This is a genomic window from Allomuricauda sp. MMSF_3307 (assembly GCF_030733585.1).
Classification (GTDB): Bacteria; Bacteroidota; Bacteroidia; order Flavobacteriales; family Flavobacteriaceae; genus Flagellimonas.
Window position 1 is genome coordinate 217,792 of the sequence record NZ_JASHIQ010000005.1, and the last position, 20,776, is coordinate 238,567.

16 protein-coding genes and 1 tRNA gene are annotated in these 20,776 nt (G+C 44.6%); 10 read left to right on the forward strand and 7 right to left on the reverse strand.

Annotated features, from left to right (window positions below):
• The first annotated feature begins 2 nt into the window (after nt 1–2).
• From RBB12_RS13510 to RBB12_RS13520, 3 genes are read left to right on the forward strand one after another with little or no spacing between them, the layout of a single operon-like run.
• Nucleotides 3–2,180 carry a type II secretion system protein GspD gene (locus RBB12_RS13510; RefSeq protein ID WP_306013930.1) on the forward strand — a complete coding sequence of 726 codons (2,178 nt, stop codon included), beginning with the start codon at nt 3–5 and terminating at the stop codon, nt 2,178–2,180.
• A 2-nt stretch (nt 2,181–2,182) separates the two neighbouring features.
• The gene (locus RBB12_RS13515) at nt 2,183–3,385 is read left to right on the forward strand and encodes a hypothetical protein (RefSeq protein ID WP_306013929.1); all 1,203 of its coding nucleotides are present in this window, start codon (nt 2,183–2,185) and stop codon (nt 3,383–3,385) included.
• A complete protein-coding gene (locus RBB12_RS13520) occupies nt 3,363–3,875 on the forward strand; it encodes a hypothetical protein (protein ID WP_306013927.1) in 513 nt (170 codons plus the stop codon). The genes RBB12_RS13515 and RBB12_RS13520 overlap by 23 nt, the downstream gene beginning before the upstream one ends.
• A gap of 80 nt (nt 3,876–3,955) precedes the next feature.
• Here RBB12_RS13520 and RBB12_RS13525 read toward each other — a convergent pair.
• A tRNA-His gene (locus RBB12_RS13525) sits at nt 3,956–4,031 on the reverse strand.
• A gap of 263 nt (nt 4,032–4,294) precedes the next feature.
• Here RBB12_RS13525 and RBB12_RS13530 point away from each other — a divergent pair.
• The gene (locus RBB12_RS13530) at nt 4,295–6,388 is read left to right on the forward strand and encodes an ATP-binding protein (protein WP_306013925.1); all 2,094 of its coding nucleotides are present in this window, start codon (nt 4,295–4,297) and stop codon (nt 6,386–6,388) included.
• On the opposite strand, the gene bshB1 is transcribed toward RBB12_RS13530, so the two are convergent.
• From bshB1 to RBB12_RS13555, 5 genes are read right to left on the reverse strand one after another with little or no spacing between them, the layout of a single operon-like run.
• Complete coding sequence (gene bshB1, locus RBB12_RS13535; protein ID WP_306013924.1) at nt 6,385–7,107, reverse strand: bacillithiol biosynthesis deacetylase BshB1; 723 nt, start codon at nt 7,105–7,107, stop codon at nt 6,385–6,387. The two genes, RBB12_RS13530 and bshB1, sit on opposite strands and share 4 nt — an antisense overlap.
• 5 nt (nt 7,108–7,112) lie before the next feature.
• Nucleotides 7,113–8,282: a PLP-dependent aspartate aminotransferase family protein gene (locus RBB12_RS13540; protein WP_306013923.1), complete on the reverse strand. Its 1,170-nt coding sequence runs from the start codon at nt 8,280–8,282 to the stop codon at nt 7,113–7,115.
• A 19-nt stretch (nt 8,283–8,301) separates the two neighbouring features.
• Entirely contained in the window at nt 8,302–8,604 is a 303-nt protein-coding gene (locus tag RBB12_RS13545) for a type II toxin-antitoxin system RelE/ParE family toxin (RefSeq protein WP_293283731.1), read from the reverse strand.
• The gene (locus tag RBB12_RS13550) at nt 8,588–8,821 is read right to left on the reverse strand and encodes a hypothetical protein (protein ID WP_293283733.1); all 234 of its coding nucleotides are present in this window, start codon (nt 8,819–8,821) and stop codon (nt 8,588–8,590) included. The genes RBB12_RS13545 and RBB12_RS13550 overlap by 17 nt, the downstream gene beginning before the upstream one ends.
• Nucleotides 8,822–8,872: 51 nt before the next feature.
• Complete coding sequence (locus RBB12_RS13555) at nt 8,873–10,282, reverse strand: MATE family efflux transporter (protein WP_306013922.1); 1,410 nt, start codon at nt 10,280–10,282, stop codon at nt 8,873–8,875.
• Between the two features lie 232 nt (nt 10,283–10,514).
• Here RBB12_RS13555 and RBB12_RS13560 point away from each other — a divergent pair, with 232 nt between their 5' ends.
• Nucleotides 10,515–11,810 carry a M14 family metallopeptidase gene (locus RBB12_RS13560; RefSeq protein WP_306013921.1) on the forward strand — a complete coding sequence of 432 codons (1,296 nt, stop codon included), beginning with the start codon at nt 10,515–10,517 and terminating at the stop codon, nt 11,808–11,810.
• A 1-nt stretch (nt 11,811) separates the two neighbouring features.
• Here the strand turns inward: RBB12_RS13560 and ccsA are convergent, their stop codons facing one another.
• On the reverse strand, nt 11,812–14,982 hold the full coding sequence (ccsA, locus tag RBB12_RS13565; protein ID WP_306013920.1) for a cytochrome c biogenesis protein CcsA: 3,171 nt from the start codon (nt 14,980–14,982) through the stop codon (nt 11,812–11,814).
• Between the two features lie 133 nt (nt 14,983–15,115).
• Between ccsA and RBB12_RS13570 the strand changes: the two genes are divergently transcribed.
• The 5 genes from RBB12_RS13570 to RBB12_RS13590 all read left to right on the forward strand — a co-directional run bounded on the left by RBB12_RS13570 (nt 15,116) and on the right by RBB12_RS13590 (nt 20,703).
• On the forward strand, nt 15,116–15,877 hold the full coding sequence (locus RBB12_RS13570) for a Rossmann-like and DUF2520 domain-containing protein (protein ID WP_306013918.1): 762 nt from the start codon (nt 15,116–15,118) through the stop codon (nt 15,875–15,877).
• Complete coding sequence (locus tag RBB12_RS13575; protein ID WP_179385633.1) at nt 15,861–16,388, forward strand: HAD family hydrolase; 528 nt, start codon at nt 15,861–15,863, stop codon at nt 16,386–16,388. Before RBB12_RS13570 ends, RBB12_RS13575 begins: the two co-directional genes overlap by 17 nt.
• Nucleotides 16,381–16,974: a Maf family nucleotide pyrophosphatase gene (locus tag RBB12_RS13580; protein WP_306013917.1), complete on the forward strand. Its 594-nt coding sequence runs from the start codon at nt 16,381–16,383 to the stop codon at nt 16,972–16,974. Before RBB12_RS13575 ends, RBB12_RS13580 begins: the two co-directional genes overlap by 8 nt.
• Nucleotides 16,975–17,131: 157 nt before the next feature.
• Nucleotides 17,132–18,079, forward strand: a complete 948-nt coding sequence (locus tag RBB12_RS13585) for a septum formation inhibitor Maf (RefSeq protein ID WP_306013916.1) — start codon at nt 17,132–17,134, stop codon at nt 18,077–18,079.
• A 92-nt stretch (nt 18,080–18,171) separates the two neighbouring features.
• Nucleotides 18,172–20,703: a PIG-L family deacetylase gene (locus RBB12_RS13590; protein ID WP_306013915.1), complete on the forward strand. Its 2,532-nt coding sequence runs from the start codon at nt 18,172–18,174 to the stop codon at nt 20,701–20,703.
• Nucleotides 20,704–20,776 lie beyond the last annotated feature (73 nt).

A 20,776-nucleotide genomic window follows, 5' to 3' on the forward strand; every position in this document is an offset into this window, starting at 1 on the left:
CTATGAAAAAATATATTATACTCATCCTGTTCCTATCCATGGTCCAATGGGCCTTTCCGCAATATGATGGGGAACGCATCCAACGGATACAGAACCAATTGGAGCTCTTGGCCGCGGACTATCCGGCCTATAACGAGACCCTGAAACTGGACATCAATGTGACCAATGTGACCCTGCCCAATTTTCTGATCGCGGTCTCCAAGGTACACAACCTGAACCTGAGTGTTTCCAATGATATTGCCAATATTTCCATTGTCAACAACTTTTCCAATGTGACCATATCGGAACTCTTGGTCTTTCTCTGTAAGGAATACGGGCTCACCATTGATTTTACGGGCAGTATCCTCTCCATCAAAAAATACGTAGCTCCGCTCCCCGAGCCCGAGGCAAATGCCTTTGGCATTGATATTGACCCAAGCACCAAACTGATTTCCCTTGATATCGCAGATATTCCCTTGGGACAGGTTTTTCGAAGGATTATGGAGCTCTCCGGCCATAATCTGCTCTATGCCAACAATCTTAAAAATAGGCCCTTGAACGTCTTTCTAAAACAGGTTCCCTTTGATGCCGCCATGGAGAAACTGGCCGCACTCAATGGACTCTCACATTCTAAATCAAGGGATGGTTTTTACCTGTTCAGTGCCCAGGAAGCGCAAACCGAACGGGGAAGCGCCACTTTTGGCCGGGGTGTTCGTTATGAGGTCTTGGACACGCTCAACATGATCCTCAATGTGGATTTCAATGCTACGCCCATCTCCGATATTGTGGGGGCTTTGGCCCAGGACCTTCGCTTGGACGTATACACGGCAACCCCTTTGGAAGAGGCCGGCAGCGTCACCTTTCATGCCAAGCACATCTCCTTCGACGACCTATTGACCCATATCTTTGAGAGTCGACAGCTCGGGAACAATGTAGTGGAGGAAGGACCGGTTACCAATGGGCGGACCCGTACCCGAAACCAAATCAATGAACCCAACGCCACCAATGCTTCCGACCTTACCCGATTTACCTTTAAAAAAGAAAACGATATCTATTTCTTTGGGACGGCAGACCAGCTCAGTGTCCGTGAAGTGGAGGTTGTTCAAATGATGCACCGATCGGTGGAACTGTTGGGCGACCCTACCTCCTATTCCGGGGGCTATCGCACGGCTGGTCGTACCAGTAGCGGCAGCATCAATTATTTTGGCAATGGCCAAAATCAGGGACTATCCGGGGGACAGAACAATTTTAACAACACAAGGAACATCAGCACCAACGGTTCCAGTGGTTTTGGTAACTATCAGGATACGGCGGAGGCCTTGGTAAATATCGTTCCCGATGAGATCAAATCGGAACTGGACATCAAGGTGGATTTTGAACTGAACAGTTTTTTGGTCAGTGGGCCCTCGGCCAATATCGAACGTTTTAAACGCTTTATCGAAGAGATTGACAAACCGGTTCCTGTGGTCTTGATCGAAGTGATGATCATTGAGGTACGCAAATCTTCCCTTGTGGAAACTGGCATCAGTTGGGGCATCGGGGATAAACCCACGGAGACGCGCGGCAATCTGTTCCCCAACACGGAGCTCAACCTTGGGGCAAAGACCGTAAACAAGGTCATTGGGGGCTTTGACGGTTTTGGTTCCTTCAACATCGGAAAAGTGGTCCCGGAGTTCTTTGCCACGATCAAGGCTTTGGAAGAAAACGGCAACATCAAGATTCGGTCCACACCCAAACTTTCGACGCTGAATGGTCACAGGGCCAACCTATCCATTGGGGAGACCACCTATTATGTGGTGACCAATCAGAACTTTTTCGGTTCCCAGGTACCTACCACCTCGGAAATCCGAAATTACGCCCCTATCGATGCCGAACTAGGGGTGAGCATCAAGCCACTGGTCTCCGGGGATGGGCAGGTCACCTTGAACATCAATGTCATCCAGTCCGATTTCAGTGGTGACCGGATCGAAGAGGATGCGCCTCCGGGATTGACCTCCAGGGAGTTTAGTTCCATCATCCGTATGCAAAACCAAGACCTGGCGATTTTAGGGGGTCTGGAAGAAAAAGTAAAGGACGATTCCGGTAGCGGCGTTCCTTTTTTGGCACGGGTTCCGGTGATCAAATGGCTCTTTAGCCAAAGAAGGCGTGAGGACACCAAGCAAAAATTGACGATTCTGATCAAACCTACGGTAATCTATTGATGATGTTGGGCAGACTGAATATAAGTGGACATAGCTACCAAGGCTTGGAAATCTTTGAGGTCGATGGGCTTGTCCATTATGCCTTTTTGAAGCTCAAACGCAGCAAGGGGGAATTGGAACTGATCCAAAGCTTCACAACGGATACCCTAACGGATTTGACTTCCCATATCGACCCCAAAAAGTCCTTGTGGGTAGAGCTCAACACAACACGGGTGCTCAACAAACCCTTAGGGGGAGACCGGCCCAAATCAATGGAACAATGGGTCAAAACGGTCTTTCCGAACCTCGACCTGGAACAATTTTATTTTCAGATCATGGATCGGGACAAGCTGCCCGTGGTCTCTATTGCAAAACGGTCGGTCGTGGAGGAACACTTGGCCGAACTCAAAGAACATGGATGGGTCCCCGCTGGGCTATCCCTAGGTGTCGCCGTGCTTTTGCCTTGCATGGATTTTTTGGAACCCCCGATACAGGGCTCCAATTTCCGGATCGCTTCTACGGATGACGGTTCTTGGAATGTATCACCAGCAATATGGGAACCCGAACATACTGTTGAGCTTAATGGATTGGAGTTGCCTGCAGTACACCTGTTGTCATTTTCGCACCTATTGGGCCACATACAGGGCTTGGAACCAGCATCGAACCTGACCGGGTTCAATCAAGAACTGGAACATCTTGCCATCAACAAACGATTGTTCCAAATCGGGCTTCAATGGGGACTTGGGTGCCTATTGGCCTTGTTATTGGTGAACTTTATGTTGTTCTCCCAGTACCGTTCCAAGACCTTGGATGCGGATGGGTCTATAGATCCAGCCCAACAGGCCACCTTGTTGAAGCAGGTCAAGGAACGGGTCGAGGTCAAGGAAAAAAAATTACACGTGCTGATGGGATCATCCAACTCAAGGGCTACCTACTATTTGGACCAGATTGCTGCGGGCCTGCCAGAAAGCATTCTTTTGGAAGTATTGACCTATCAGCCCCTGACGCGGCCCATTCAACCGGACAAACCCATTAGTCTCGGTGCGGACCAGATCATCATCTCTGGGCAGACCAACAATAAGATGGAATTCTCTGGGTGGACGGCCCAATTGGAGTCCATGGCATGGGTACGCGAGGTGGAAATCGAACGCTACGAATACACCTCAGGCACTGTGGATAATTTCAGTCTAAAACTATATTGTGATGCGATTGGACAAACGAAATAAATTATTCATAGGTGGATTTGTCCTTGCCTTGGTGGTATGCTATCAGCTGGCCATCAAAAAGACCTTGGCCCTGCGCACCCAATATGTGGATGACAGCAAGATCAGGGAACAGACGAAGGACCTGCCCCAAAAACTGGTCAACTTAAAAAAGCAGGAGCAGCAGTTGGACACCCAATTTGCCGGCCTGAATTTGAAATCCACCAATATGCAGCATGAATTGCTGCGTTTCCTGAACGAGCAAGGCAGCGAACATTCGGTGAAGGTCATCGACTTTAGCGCACCACATGTCATCCGCGAAGGAGAAACCACCACAAGCACCTATCAGTTTATATTGGAAGGAGGTTTTAGCAACATCTTAAAAGTGGCCCATGCTTTGGAGACCAAGGCGAATTTTGGGGGGATTTCCCATATGGCATTTGAAAAGGAAAAGAATCTGCGCAATGGGAAAAGTTTTTTACAAGCTTCCATTTTTATTCAACAAATGGAATAACGAATAAAAAAATTTTCTCAAGTTCGTCCTAAAAACAAAAATCCCGAACCAATTCAGGTACGGGATTTTTTTATACTCAAGGGTGGAAGACCGGGTTCGAACCGGCGACCTCTGGAACCACAATCCAGCGCTCTAACCAACTGAGCTACAACCACCATTTAAAGCGGATGCAAAAATACTTTTTTGTAATGATTCGACCAAAATATTTTTCAAATTCCAACAATTTATTATTCCCGCCCCATTCAAGGGCTTCACCAACCAATTGATTTTCTGTTACCCTGCGTTCAAACGCCAAACCGTATAATTTATCGATAAAATGCACGTTTTTAAGACCAAACACACATTTTTGGGCATTTCACAACATTTAATTCCCATCGTGTCGTTTTAAAATTAGTTTTACAGCAAATATTTTCAACTTGGTGTTGTCAGAAAAAAACTTCATACCAAAGCATGCCACGACCATGTTGCGCATTTTACTTTGCGCCTTCATGCTCGCCGTATCGCTACCGGTTCTGGCACAATCCTCCAACGAAAGGGATAGCTTGGCCTACCGTCTTCAGCGCTTGGAGTCCACCAACCGTTTTAACCCTAAGGACACCACACATATCAAACTATTGGTGGAACTTGCCTTTTCGTACCGCTATTTGGAAATGGATAGCCTTTATTCCATAGGAAAGAGAGCTTTGGAGTATAGCGAAAAAATAGATTACACCTACGGTAAAGTAAAGGGGTTGGACGCACTCGGTAATTACTATTACAACAAAGGGGAGCGAGAAAAATCCATGCCCTTGTTCCAAGAAGCCCTTAGATTGGCAACAGAAGCCAAGGACATTCCCTCCGAACTTTCCATTATAAATGCCATGGCCCAAAACTATAGTTTTGAGGGCAATTATGCCGAGGCATTAAACCTCAACCTGAAGGGCATAGATTTGGCAAGAGAGATTGACAACCAACCGATGCTGTCCGTATTGAACGAGAATATTGCGGGATTGTATGCGGACCAAAAAGATTTTAAAAATGCCCTGATGTTCTATGACACTGTTCAAAAAATAAACAGGCGATTGGGCGATGAGGTAATTGACGCGGAAACACAAAGCAACATGGCGTCCCTATACAAGGATGCGAAGGATTACAAAAATGCCATGTTCAATATAAACAGGAGCATCAGCACTTTTGAAAAGCATAAAGTATATGATTGGTTGGCCTATGCCTACGAAGTAAAAGGCGATATTTATCTTGATCAAGAAAAATACAAGTGGGCGCTATACTGGTACGATCAGAGCAATATGTTGTTCAAACATCAGATTGAAGATGACCGGATCAAGATTCAATTGATGAACGGGATGGCCAAAGTATATTTTGGTTTGGAGCAGGACAGTCTTGCTTTGGCTTATGCCCAAAAAGGCCTTGCATTGTCCGATAAAATCAAATCCTTGCAAGGAAAAATAGATTGTTCTGAAACTTTGTACAAGGTTCACAAGAAAAATGGCAATACTCCTGAGGCATTGGCCTATCTGGAAAGTTTTAAAACATTGTCCGATTCCCTGTTCAAGGATAAGAACAAACAAAGTCTTTCCCTTTTGGAGACCAAATTGCAATACGAACAGGAAAAACAGGAACTTATCGAGGCCAATGAGACAGCCTTGGCCAAACAAAGGAACTACATCTATTTTTCGGTTATCATCCTTATGATTCTCAGCATCATCACCTTTGTGATCCGCAGAAGTGAGAACATCCAAAGAAAACTGAACAGGGAACTCAAGGAAAAGTCCACTGCCGTAACCCAACGGGAAGCGCAACTGCATGAAATCAATAAGACCAATACCAAGCTGTTCTCCATCATCGGCCACGACCTTCGGGGCCCAATCGGTGGGCTACAAAGCATGCTAAAGCTATTTACGGATGGTGAAATAAGCACCAAGGAATTCGTATCCTTTATCCCAAAGCTAAAAACCGATGTGGATAATATCTCTTTTACGCTGAACAACTTGTTGTCTTGGGGTATGAACCAACTCAACGGAGTGGTGACCAAACCTAAACGGGTTTCCCTTTCAAATTTGGTGAACACCAATATTCAATTATTATCGGAGATTGCCAACAGCAAGTCCATTAAGATTATCAACCAACTACCTGAAAATCCAAGGATTTGGGCCGATAGCCATCAAATGGATATTGTTGTCCGAAATATTTTGAGCAACGCCATCAAGTTCACCCCCGAAAACGGATTGATTACCATAACTGCCGTGGAAAAGGCTGGTATGTGGCAGGTATCCATTCGTGACACGGGTATTGGAATGACAGCGGAAATGCAACGTTCCATTTTCAAGGACTCTTCCAACATCACCACTTACGGTACCAATAATGAGAAAGGCACCGGCCTGGGACTTTCGTTGTGCAAGGAAATGGTGCTTAAAAACAATGGTGAAATTTGGGTGGACAGTGTTCCACGCAAAGGGACTACCTTTTACTTTACCGTGCCCAAAGCGGTCAACCGCTACCAAAAAGCTTCCTAGATCAAGTCGTAAAGGCTGTCAACACCCACAAAGCGCTCTACGGTAAAGCCTTCGGCATATTCCACCCCGATCATACGACCTAAATCCCGTGCGCGGTAATTCACGCTATCCGTAAAGTTTTTACTGCTGATGGGAGTTTCAGGCTCTTTACTATTGGGATCATAAAACTGCGAAGCATACGCCATGATGGCTTCCGTTTTCTTATCGATAAAACCCGTGACATCGACCACAAAATCGGGATCAAGGTTTTTCCACTGTATAAAGTGATACACCACTTTGGGTCTCCAGGCGTCCTGCCATTGGTCGTCCCCATCCATTTTGGTATCAATTTTTCTGAGTCCGCTCAAAAAACAGGAGTCGCTCACGAGTTTGCTTCCTTTGGCATGATCAATATGACGGTCCTCCACCGCATTGCATATCACAATGTCCGGCCTATATTTTCGAATGATTTTGATGAGTTCCAATTGGTGTTCCTTATCGTTCACAAAGAAACCATCGGCAAATTCCATGTTTTCCCGAACGGCAACGCCCAAGATTTCGGCTGCCTTGGCCGCTTCTTGGTCCCTAATTTCGGCCGAGCCCCGTGTGCCCAATTCCCCGCGGGTCAAATCAACGATGCCTACTCTTTTTCCTTTGGAAACTTCCTTTGCAATGGTGGCACCAGCCCCCAATTCGGCATCATCGGGATGCGCTCCAAATACTAAAATATCTAATTTCATAGGTGTTATGCCGTAACGGTCATGGATTTTACTTTGGTAATGGCCTGTTCTATATCAGCAATCAAATCTTCTATTTCCTCTATTCCTAAAGAAAAGCGAATCAATGAATCCTTTATTCCTTGTTTGGCCCTATCTTCTGGACTCATAAGGGAATGTGAGGTTTGCGTTGGTGAAAGCATTGTACTCTCTATCCCGGCCAAACTCATAGATGGCTTGATTAGCTTCAACTCCTTGAAGAAGAGCGATGCATCAATTTCTGGATTCAACTCAAACGAAAGCATTCCACCAAAACCTGTCATTTGCGATTTGGCCAACTCATGTCCGGGATGATTTTTAAGTCCTGGATAATACACATTGTCCACATCTTTACTTTGACTCAAATAGGTGGCCATTTTCATCGCATTTTCATTTTGTGCCTTCACCCGAATGGCCATGGTTTTCAAACTGCGCTCCAACAACCAAACGGTGTATTCGCTCAAGCTACCTCCAAAACAGATGCCTGTTTGCCACACCATATCCATATGTTCTTTTGATGCCGCTACCACACCTGCCGTAATATCCGAATGTCCGCCCATATATTTGGTTGCACTGTGCACCACCACATCAATACCAAAATCAGCTGGGGTTTGATTAATGGGACTGGCAAATGTATTGTCGATCATGGACAGGATTCCTTTCTTTTTGGCCAAATCGGCTACGCCCTTGATATCTGTAATGGTCAATAAGGGATTGGAGGGCGTTTCTAGGTACAACACCTTGGTATTGGGTTTGATTTCTCGTTCAAAATCGGATACCTCCCAACCTTCGGTGAAAGAATACTCGATTCCAAAGCGCTCCAACTGACTTACCGCAAAATGGTAAGTACCCCCATAAATGGTCTGTTGCAATACCACATGGTCACCCTGCTGTAAAAAAGTCATTAAGGCCGTGCTGATTGCCGCCATGCCGCTGCCAAAAATCAAAGCGGCTTCGGTATGCTCCAATGCTGCCAATTTTTGGCACAGTGCTTCTTGGTTGGGCGTGTTGTAATATCTGGGGTACCGTTTCACATCCACATCCTCAAATTGGTAAGAGGTGCTCATATACAAGGGGGATACTGCCCCTTTGAATTCTTTGTCCTCCAATTCCCCGACATGGGTACATATGGTGTTCACTCCTTTTTTATCGTTGTTCATGTTGAGCCAGTCTTTTTAGTTATAGTTTGAGTTTGCTTGGGTTTTGCCTGTTGGAAAATAATGAAAGAATCTCTACGGTGTTTGAGCCCATTCGATAGTACAAGTTCGTATATCTGCCAATTACGGCTCTTCTTACATCCTTTTTTGCGCTGGATGCTTGGAACAATTCGGGATTCTTAGAAATCAACTCCATAACATGGTCCAATTCACGAGAAAAGTTTTTTAACTCCCTCTCTGTCCAATGTTCCTCCAAATAGGCAATGATACCTTCCAGTTCCAAAATGGCGTTTTGTGTCCATAAAATTTTATAACCACTTGCCATATATTTTCTTCACACTGGAATGTGGTTGGGTATTGCCAGAATCTGCATCTTTTATTCCCTTTGAAATGGAATCCTTTTCTTTTTGAGAAAGCCCTTCCCACCAATCGGCCCTTTCACTGTCCCTAAGCTTGATTATTTTTTCAATTGTGGATTCATCATCCAAAGTGGAAAGCCATTGGATCAATTCAATCTTTTTATTTTGAAAATTTATGTCCATGTCCTCTAAATTAAGGTTTTCAAATGGATTGTATCAAAGATACGAAACCCATCATACTTGGACTTGCTTCCATTTTCCTTTTTTGAACCATACCATGGCCAATACCGCCAATAATACTTCGGCCAAGGTAATGGCCAAGAAAACACCAATGGCACCCCATCCCAAAACCAAAGCGGAAACATAGGCCAATGGCAATTGGAAGAACCAAAATGAGATCAAATTGATCTTGGTAGGTGTTCTGGTATCCCCTGCCCCATTGAAGGCTTGTGTGACCACCATGCCGTAAGCGTAAAAAATGTAACCAAGGGCAATTATCTGCAAGCAAAGCGCGCCACTCTTTACCACCTCTGGGGTAGCGTTGAACCAAGAAATGATGGTTTTGGCAAAAATTAGGTAGCCCAAAGATACCGTTCCCATAAAAATGGCATTGTATTTCCCTGTTTTCCAAACGGAACGCTCGGCACGTTCGGGCTGTTTGGCACCCAAGTTTTGCCCTACCAAGGTCGCTGCGGCATTGCTCATACCCCAAGAAGGCATCAAGGTGAACATCATTACCCGAATGGCAATGGTGTATCCTGCCAATACTTCGCTACCGAACTCCGACATAATGCGCATCAAAAAAATCCAGCTGGAAGTACCTATCAAAAACTGGGCAATGCCTCCTAAGGATACCTTGATAAGATTCAGCATGACCTTAAAGTTCAGAACCAAATCCTTGGCCAGTAACTTTATTTTGCCCCAACCAAAGAACAAAATGCCCAATTGAAAAAGCACCGCGGTTCCCCTGCCAATGTTGGTGGCAATTGCTGCACCTTTTACGCCAATTTCGGGAATAGGTCCAAAACCAAAGATGAACATGGGGTCCAAGATAATGTTGAGTCCGTTGGAAAGTACCAATGCCCACATGGCAATGGAGGCATTCCCCGAACCACGAAAAATGGCATTGATCAAAAACAAAAGTGTAATAGTGATGTTGCCACCAATCAACCATTGGGTATAACCGTAGCCCTCGGCAATCAATTCAGGTTCACCGCCCATCAAGGCCAAAATATCCTTGGCATATATGATTCCGATTATACCTATCAATACAGAAATCAAAACGCCCAAACTGATGGCTTGTACCGCCGCAATCCGTGCGCCTTGCACATCTTTTTCTCCGATTCTACGGGCCACAACAGCGGTTGCGGCCATACTGAGCCCTATGGCCAATGCATACACCAAAGTGATGACCGACTCTGTAAGCCCTATCGTAGCCACCGCATTGACGCTTACTTTGGATACATAGGCAATATCCACCAATGCAAAAATGGATTCCATGAGCATTTCCAAGATCATGGGAATAGAAAGCATAAAGATGGCCTTACGGATGCTTCCAGAGGTAAATTCGGTTTCCTTGCCTGAAATCGCTATCCAGAAATAGTAGATGAATTTTTTAAATGAATGTGTATGATGATGTGTCATTATCTAAGAATTATGTGTGAAAAAAGAAAGTAAATGTCAGGTTCACCGAAGGAGTTTCGGCTACTGGATTGGCCCTAGGCCAACGGTGACATCTATCGCGTACATAATTCTTATAACTTCATGATGGGGCAAAGATGCAAAAAAAAACGGTTACATTTTCTATAATTTTTTCGTTTTGCTGAATTTCAAGTCATTATTTTCGTAGCAGAACCAACCAAAACTATTGAAGACCATGCACATTAAACGTTCAATCCTTATCGGAATACTAGCTTCTACAACATTGATATGCTCCTGTAAAAAAAATACCTCAACTGCTGATACCGAAGAAAAAACAGGTTACCAAGGACAAGGCAAAAGTCCCGTGGTGCCCACGGTGGACAAACCAGTTCAAAAACAATGGAGAGGTGTTTGGGCTTTTAATGACAGTACCGTGTATTTTTCCAACCAATTTGATGGTGCCCGATTAAATGGCGTAGCCTACGATGGCAATGATCACTACACCATTTGGGTGACGGCTGAAAATACACCCATCAACGTAAGTCCGTGGTATGCTTTTCAGGTTTGGTCCAAGGAGCCGCGTGAAATAACCGTTCAATTAAACTATCAGGATTCAAGAAGCCGATATTACCCAAAAATAAGTACGGATGGAAGGAATTTTACTCCACTGGATAGCACACGGTTCAAGGCTATCAACCCGGGTGAAGGTGAATTTGGGATACAGGCAGCTCCCGAGTCTGCCGAAATTACGCTCAATATCAACGAATCCCCAACTTGGGTGAGCGCCCAGGAACTATATACCTCTGCTGTGGTACAGGAATGGGTAGACTCGTTAAGTCAAAAAGCGTTTGTTGAGAATTACCCTATCGGTCTTTCCAAAGAGAAACGAACGATGCACCTCATGGAAATCAACGAAAATTCGGAAACGCAAAAGGCATTAATGATCATTTCCCGACAGCATCCACCTGAAGTCACCGGTTTTTTGGCGATGAAATCGTTTATCGAAACCATTGCTGGCGATTCTGAACTTGCCCAAACATTCCGGAAGGAGCACACGGTTTTCGTGGTTCCGCTCATGAATCCAGATGGAGTCGATAACGGCCACTGGAGACATAATATGGGTGGTATTGACCTAAACAGGGATTGGCAAAACTTCAACCAGCCTGAAACGAGAAATGTTCGCGACTTTCTGGTGGAGAAAGACAAAACCTATGATTTTGTTTTCGGGGCCGATTTTCATTCTACTTGGGATGATATCTACTACCCGATTGACACAACGGTGACAGGTGCAGAAGGAAAAATCATCTTTGATTGGATAGCAAACATCAGTGAACGTTTACCACAAAAGAAAACCAACATCAGTCCTTCGGATGAGTTGGACCCTACCATGGTATCAAGCAAATATTTCTACGTAAACCATGGAATGCCCGCCATTGTATTTGAACTAGGGGACAATACATCCAGACCTTTCCTAAAGGAAAAAGGCAAGGTTGCCGCAGAAGAAATTATGAAGCTTTTGATGGAACAATAGGCTATTTTTTGGCGTAGTGTACTTTGTAGCGCCAGAAACTGATACCGCCCAGAATGAATACCCCGAGTACCGTGTACCACACAAAGCTTGGGGTTATTACTTGGTCACCGCTTGCGTAACTATGCAACCCTACCAAGTAGAAATTCACCCCAAAATAGGTCATCATAATACTGGCAAAGGCCACGATACTGGCAAAATTATAGGCCCAAGTACCCCGTAGTCCGGGTACCAAGCGCATGTGCAACACAAAAGCATAGACCATAATCGAAATCAAGGCCCAAGTTTCTTTGGGATCCCATCCCCAATAGCGTCCCCAGCTCTCGTTGGCCCATTGTCCGCCCAAGAAATTACCGATGGTGAGCATGACCAGTCCGGCGGTGAGTGCCAATTCGTTGATGACAGTAAGCTCCTTGATATTGATATCCATGCGCTTTTTATTCTTCTCGGTGGTCAGGACAATCAACAATAGCGCAACCACTCCCAAAATCATACCTACCGTCAATGGCCCATAGCTACCTACAATGACCGCTACGTGAATCATCAGCCAATAGCTATTCAATACCGGTTGTAAATTGGCGATGGCCGGATCTACCCAGCTTTGGTGGGCTATCCACAATAACATAGATGTTACAAACGCACTCGATGCGATGGTAAGCTCACTTTTTCGCCCCAAAGCCAAACCAATGCCCATGGTAGCCCAAGAAACATAAAGGATACTTTCGTAGGCATCACTCCAAGGGGCATGACCAGAGATGTACCAACGTAAAATCAATCCGATGGTATGCCAAACAAAGAACAGGATTATGGTTCCTTTCAACAAATAGGCTGTGGCGTCCAAAAATTTGCGCTCCTTAAAAATTTTGGCAATCAATACAAAGAACAATAACACCCCAACCAAGGCGTAGTACTTGTACAAACGGTTGAAAAGGTCAAGTTTATTGTAAATGATTTCCGTTTTTATCTTGTTTTCGGAGGGCAATACCTCTTCCCCATGATTTTTTTGGTTTTGCTTGAACGCTTCCAGCAAACGGTCGGGTTGGGAATAATCCCCACTAGCAATCGACTGTTGCAACGAGTTGAGATAGTACGGCATCGCATTCCTAACAAAATTGGAATAGAGCGAATCCTGAAGTTGGTATTGTCCAGAACGATATTCCACTGCCGAAATCCATTTGTTGTTCTCGTCGTTCAACAAAGGGAATATTTTCACAATTTGCCCGCTCAGGGCCATATCGAGCAAGCTCAAACGCTCCCCTACTTTCTTGAAATCCTTTTCAAAGTTGGATGGATTATTCGTAGAGGTGGCCTTTTCCAGATAGGGACGAAGCTTGTAAGACCCTTTGGCATCGAAAAAATCGGTGGCTTTTACAAACTCGGTTCCTTCGGGCACCCCAATTACTTTTCGGATGCTATCATTTTCCTTTTTGCCCAACGCAATAATATCGGCGGTGTACCAAACCCCAGGGTTCAACATCATGGAAAGGAAAACCTGATTGGCAGAAAGGTCTTTGTACGAATCATCTCCACTCAATTTTCGCAATAGTTCCGATGCGAAGGTATTGATGGGCTTCATCCGTCCGCCCTCATCCTGAACCACCAAAGCTCCAAACTTTTCGGCATGTTCCTTGGCCACCGTGGTCGCTTGAATCACCGAATCAATCTGGGCCTGAGTGGGCATGGAGCTGTGCTCATGACCATCGTCTTCTTGTGCCTGTGCAAAACCAAAGGCAAGCAACAAGGTCAAGGTAGTCAATGCCGCTTTTTTGGCTTTTAGCTTTTCCAATCGCTCTTGTAAATCCTTAAAACGCGTCTTTCCAAAAAACATAATGCCCATCAAGCCGATATAAAGTAAGAAATAGCCTATATAGGTTATCCAAGTTCCCCACCAGTCATGGTTTACAGAGAGTACCGTACCCCGCTCATCAGGGTCAAAACTCGACTGAAAAAACCGATAGCCTTCGTGGTCGAGTACGTGGTTCATATAAATGTCATAATCAAAAGGTCTTTCGTCGTGAACAGTGACCTTGCTCATAAAGGAAGCGTAACCTGCTTCCGTACCGGGATATTTTTCTGCAATAAAGTCGTTCAACTCAACAGAAAATGGCAATTGATAGACTTTGGAACCGTAGCTCAACGTAAAGTCCAAACCACCTACATTGAACTTATCCGAAAAATTGGAAGTTCCCTTGCTTCCCAAGAGTTTAACCTCCTTGGTCTCCCCATTGGCTGAAATGGAAACCACGAGCGCATCTTGGGTGACCTTTGTAATCTCTTCATCCGGGACTTTTACAATACCATATTTCCCCTTTACGATGGGTTCAGGAACCACAAACTGCATTCCGCCCATGTTGTATAGCGAACGTAATTGTAGCGGTTGAATGCTATCGGTAACCACATCACCCTGAAACTGGTCCGCCATCCGCATAAAGTTTCCTTCAAATGGAGTTTTGATGCGATACCCATTTTCTTCATCATAAAAAATATTGATGGCGCCTTCCGTTTCATTGTTCAGCGCAAAAAGAATATTGTGTACACTGGCAATTTTACCATTCTCTAAATAGTGTTCATGCCGCTGTCCGTTGCCCGCTTCTACAATTTGTAAAAACTCGGTCCCATTTTCATCGGGAATCAACCCTTTTTTGGCTCCTCTGATGAAATCCACATAGCTTATGGTGAAAGGTTGACCGTTGAAGTCGGACTTCCAAGGCAAGCTGGAACGTTTGCCTTCGGGAGTAACCAAAATATCGTCCTCCAAGACTCTTCTCTTTGTTTCTCCGTTGATATCCCCATCCACGTAAGCGGTCAAATAGGTCTTGTCAGAATAAAAAACATTCTCGGTAGCTCCCTCCCTAATGGGCATCATCCCTTCATAACTGATATATCGGGTGACAAACGCACCAACAATGATCAAAATCCAAGAAAGGTGGAGTACTAAGACGGGCCATTTTTTCCAATCCAACAATCGATATCTGTAAATATTTCCCAAAAAGTTGATCACAAAAAAGACCATGATAACCTCGAACCAAGTGGCATTGTAAATGTAAATTCTTGCGGTTTCAGTACTGTACCAGCTTTCCACAAATGTTCCTATGGCCATTGCCGCGGCAAAAACCAGAAAAAGAACAGCCATAAGTCTAGTGGAAAAAAGCGTTTTCTTAAGAATATCGATCATGGAAATTCAATCTACTTTTGGCTTGCAAAAATACGGCCTTTTGATAACTTTTTTGTTTACGATGGGCATAAAAATCTAATAGAATTGTTAATTCTTTGGATTCTTCATCAGTCTTTAATTTGTAGTTTTGCGCATGCTTTCTATCGTGATTTTAGGAACGGGAAACCTTGCAAAACACTTGTTTGATGCTTTTTTGAAGGCTGAAGATATCCATGTGGCCCAAGTGGTGGGAAGAAACAAGGAGGCCTTGTCCCAATTTTCAGAACAGTGCAGCGTTTCCAATGATTTTGGAACCATCGCTGATGCCGATGTTTATTTGATAGCTGTAAAAGATGATGCGATTGCCGAGGTCTCTAGCCACTTATTACCTAAAAAGGGAGTGGTCGCCCACACCTCAGGAGCTATCGGACTTGAGGTCCTTCAAACGGACAACAAAGGTGTTTTCTATCCTTTACAGACCTTTACCAAAGGTAAACCTGTCTCGTTCCAATCCATTCCTATCTGCATTGAGGCCGAATCCAAGCAATCATTGGAACTATTAAGGAACTTGGCCCGTTCCATTTCGGAAAACGTGCACCATATCGACTCGGAACAGCGAAAAAAATTGCATCTTGCAGCCGTTTTTGTAAACAATTTTACCAATTACCTATACGGTATTGGTGAATCGATTTGTTTGAATGAGGGGCTGACTTTTGACCTGTTGAAACCCTTGATTTTGGAAACGGCGGAAAAAGTTCAGCAACTAACCCCAAAGAAGGCACAAACCGGTCCCGCACGCCGAAATGATTCCGAAAGTATGGAAGCGCATTTGGAACTGTTGAACGATGAGGAACATATAACACTATATAAATTATTGAGTCAAGCCATAAAAAAGAGGCATGAAGAAGAATTATAAAGAACTGTTGAGCAGCATTACCACTTTTGTTTTTGATGTGGACGGGGTGTTTACCGATGGAACCGTTTTGATTACCACCGAAGGTGAATTGCTTAGAAAAATGAGCGTAAAGGACGGTTTTGCCTTAAAAACCGCTATATCCAAGGGCTACAATGTCTGCATTATCACAGGCGGAACCAACCAAGGAGTAAAAGAGCGCTTGAAAGGATTGGGCGTGACCGATTTTTATATGGGTGCACATTTTAAACAGGAAGCGCTGGAAGAATATCTGGACATTCACGGAATCGACCCCGCTTCGGTAGTGTACATGGGTGATGACCTTCCGGATATTCCTCCAATGAAAATGGTGGCCTTGGCCACTTCACCACAAAATGCCGTTCCGGAAGTCAAAGCCATTTCCGACTATGTTTCCCACAAGAATGGTGGCGAAGGCTGTGTTCGCGACATCATTGAACAGGTACTGAAAGTACGTGGGGACTGGAACGATAATTTCAGTGCGAAGAATGACTAATAATCCACTCAAAGAAAAACTCAAGGACAAAAAGATCATACTCGGTTCCGGTTCTCCAAGACGGAAAATGTTTTTGGAAGAATTGGGACTTGATTTTGAGGTCAGGCCCAAATCGGTGGAAGAAGTCTATCCCACCGAATTGCAAGGTCAGGAGATTTCGGAATATTTGGCCCAACTCAAGGCCTCCCCTTTTTTGGATGAATTGAAACCCGACGAAATCGTCATCACCTCGGATACCGTGGTGTGGCACAATAACACATCCCTTGCCAAAGCCGCCGACCAAGCGGAGGCTTTTGAAATGTTGCGAACCTTATCTGGAGACTGGCATGAGGTGATTACCTCGGTTTGTTTTACTACAAAAAAGCAACAGCAAACGGTGAGCGGCATCACCAAAGTGAAGTTGAAGGAGTTCTCCAATGATGAAATCAACTATTACATTGAGACCTGCCAACCTTTTGATAAAGCGGGCGCCTACGGCATCCAAGAATGGATAGGGATGATTGGCATTACGGAAATCCAAGGATCGTACACCAATGTGGTAGGCTTGCCCACCGATTTGGTCTATGCAACCCTCATGCAACTGTAGCCCATGATTGATTAGAAAGGGTAAGTTCAAGGAACCTGCTACTTTCTCGCTCATTGTACCATTACCGCGCATTTAAAGGGAAGCTGCCATAAATTAGAAAAAGTTAAGTATCTTGAAAGAAACCGACTTTACTAGTAACTTCGAAAAAAATGCGTTTATGAAATCTGTCCTCCCGACCTTCACCACTACGTTTCTATCCTTACTATTGGTACTTGTTTTTGGATGTAAACAAGAAAACAACACGGAAACATCGGCTGAATTGCCTTCAAAAAAAGAGATGGAGCCAGAAGCTCCCAAACGCCCTATTTCCGACAACTTTAAAGAGTATTGGTATGCAGGCGAGGCAGAAATCACTTCGTACCAATTGAAACAGGCCAGATATGGAGAGCTGCGCGATGGCAATGCAGTCATGATCTATGTTACCGAACCTTTTTTGGCCAAAGAACAAGTAAAGGCAAATAACAGCAATCCAGATAATGTATCGGTCCTCAAATTGAACGCGACCAAAAACTTTTTAACCGGTATCTACCCCTACTCCATCATGAGCAGTACTTTTTATCCTGTTTATGACAATCAACATGCCCTAAAAACAAGTTTATCGGTGCAGGAATGGTGCGGTCATGTGTATTCCCAACTGAATAATCGGGAAGAATTTGAATTTATGTCCCATTCTTATTTTGAAGGGGAGGCAGACCAAAATTTTACCATGGACAAAGCAGCCCTCGAGAATGAAATTTGGACCAAAATCCGGATTGCCCCTGAAAACTTGCCCGTTGGGGATATCACTATGATTCCCTCCTTGGAGTTTCTTAGATTAAGACATCAGGAAATCAAAGCGTACCAAGCCACGGCTGAAATAGCCTCAAAAGATGGCATCACCACCTATTCTATTTCCTATCCCGAATTGGAACGAAATTTGATGATACATTTTACGTCCGAATTCCCATTTTCCATTGAAGGTTGGACGGAAGAATTCAAGAGTGGTTTCGGGGCCAACGCAAAAACATTGACAAGTACGGCATCGAAAATAAAGACCCTCAAAACGGCCTATTGGCAGCAAAATGGGAACAACGATTTGATCTTGCGGGACAGTTTAGGTTTGTAACACCGCGTCACGGCTATGTTAAAACTCCTCTAAATTGACCCCTAACTAATGGTTTACTGTCTATATTTGAAGCAACCACTAAACAACCAACTATGAAGCATTTTTGGATTATCCTTTCCATGGGCGTGATGTGTTTTACGAACCTTTTTGCCCAAAAACCGGATAAGCTAACTTCGGCAGAACTTTTCCACGAAATCCAAAAACTGAATTTTTTGGGGACCGCGCTCTACGTTGCGGCCCACCCAGATGACGAAAACACAAGCCTTATCTCTTATTTGGCCAACCATGATAAAGCCCGGACGGTGTATATATCCCTGACCCGAGGGGATGGTGGGCAAAACCTTATTGGCCCCGAACTCAGTGAACTTTTGGGCGTATTGCGTACTCAAGAACTTCTGGCAGCGAGACATATTGATGGTGGGGAGCAGCGTTTTTCCCGAGCCAACGATTTTGGTTTTTCCAAACATCCGAACGAAACCCTTAAAATTTGGGACAAGGATATGGTTTTGGCCGATGTGGTTTGGGCCATTCGGAATATCAAGCCCGATGTGATCATCAACCGTTTTGACCATAGAACCCCTGGCTCCACTCACGGTCATCATACCTCCTCCGCGATATTGAGCATGGAAGCATTTGATTTGGCCAATGACCCTAACGCATATACCGAGCAGTTGGATTTGACCTCCCCGTGGCAGCCAAGACGTATTTTCTACAACACCTCGTGGTGGCAATACGGCAGTCAAGAAGCCTTTGAAAAAGTGGACAAATCAGGTATGGTCAAACTGGACGTGGGCACCTACTACGCCGAACTAGGGCTCTCCAATAACGAAATCGCCGCAATGTCCCGTAGCCAGCACCTGTGCCAAGGATTTGGCCGGCTGACCGATAGAGGTTCGGACAATGAGTATATTGAACTTCTTAAGGGAGATATGCCCAAGAACAACAATGTATTCGAGGGTATCAACACAACATGGTCCCGTGTGGAAGGCGGTGAAGCCGTAGGCAACATTTTGTATGAGGTAGAGGCCAATTTTGACTTCCAAAATCCATCAAAGCATATTCCACAGTTGGTAGAGGCCTATCAGCTATTGCAACAAGTAAAAGACGAGCATTGGAGAACCTTAAAGTCACAGGAGCTCAAAAATATCATATTGGCCGCTTCAGGATTATATCTGGAAGCCAGCTCGGCAAGTGCTTCTGCCACACCTGGCAGCAAAGTAACGGTCAACATCGAAACCATTAACCGATCTTCCCCAAGCGTTGTACTCAAAGAAATCCAAATGATCGGGGTTGATGCTCAATTGACTCCCAACAAGACGTTGAACGACAATCAGCGGGAGAATTTTGAAATCAATTTTACCGTACCCGAAAGCACCACATACACCAGTCCTTACTGGCTCAAGGAGCCTGGCACTTTGGGCACTTACACGGTGAACGACCAAAATTTGATTGGCCAGCCCGAAACCCCAAGTGCATTTAAAGCTGTTTTTAAAGTGCTGGTCGCGGGGGTTGAAATTCCCTTTGAAAAAGAAGTAGTACACCGCTACTCTCGTCCGGACAAAGGGGAATTGTACGAGCCTTTTGCCATTTTACCGGAGGTGACTTCCAAAATTGATGAAAAAGTATTGATTTTCGCTGATGCCGATTCCAAAGAAGTACAGGTAAAGATTAGAGCTGGAAAAAATGATGTTTCAGGTAGCGTTAGCTTGAGTCATCCTTCGGGCTGGGTGGTTACACCGAGTAGCATCCCGTTTTCCATTGCTCAAAAAGGAGAGGAAATTTCCGTTGCTTTTCAGGTTACTCCACCAGATACCGAAAGTGAGGGTAAAATTGCCCCAAAAGTTACGGTCGCCAACAAGGTTTATGATAGGGAGTTAATAGAGATCAATTATGATCATATTCCAAAACAGTCCGTTCTGCTTCCTTCTGAGGCCAAAGTGGTCCGCATGGATATCAAAAAATCCGGAGAACATATCGCCTACATCATGGGAGCTGGGGACAAGGTACCCGAGAGCTTGGAACAGATTGGTTACCAAGTCCATTTGGTCGACCCAAACGACATCCAGAACGGGGATTTGGATAAGTATGATGCCGTAGTAGTGGGCATACGCGCCTACAATGTGGTGGAAGCCCTTAAGTTTAAACAGCCCGTTTTGTTCGACTATGTACAAAATGGAGGCACCATGATCGTTCAGTACAACACGGCCGGACGATGGGCCAGTCAATTTGAAAACATCGCACCTTACGATGTTACGCTTTCTAGGGATAGGGTAACCGACGAAAATGCCAAAGTGGATATTTTAGCGCCAGAACACCCCTTGGTCAATTTCCCAAATACCATTTCGGAAAAGGATTTTGATGGCTGGGTACAGGAACGCGGACTTTATTTTCCAAGTCAGTGGAGTTCCGAGTTCACCCCTATTCTTTCCATGAAAGATGAAGGCGAATCGGAAAAACAAGGAAGCCTTATTGTAGCACCTTATGGAGAAGGTCACTATATTTACACGGGACTAAGCTTTTTCAGGGAACTACCTGTTGGGGTTTCTGGAGCATATAAACTCTTTGCGAATATGCTTTCCATAGGAAAGAGTGAGGTAAAAAAACAAAGCAATGTCAAAGGATAATATGGACACCAAATTTGAATGGAAAAAGGAATACAGCATTGTGATTCTTTTAAATGCCATTTACATATTGGCC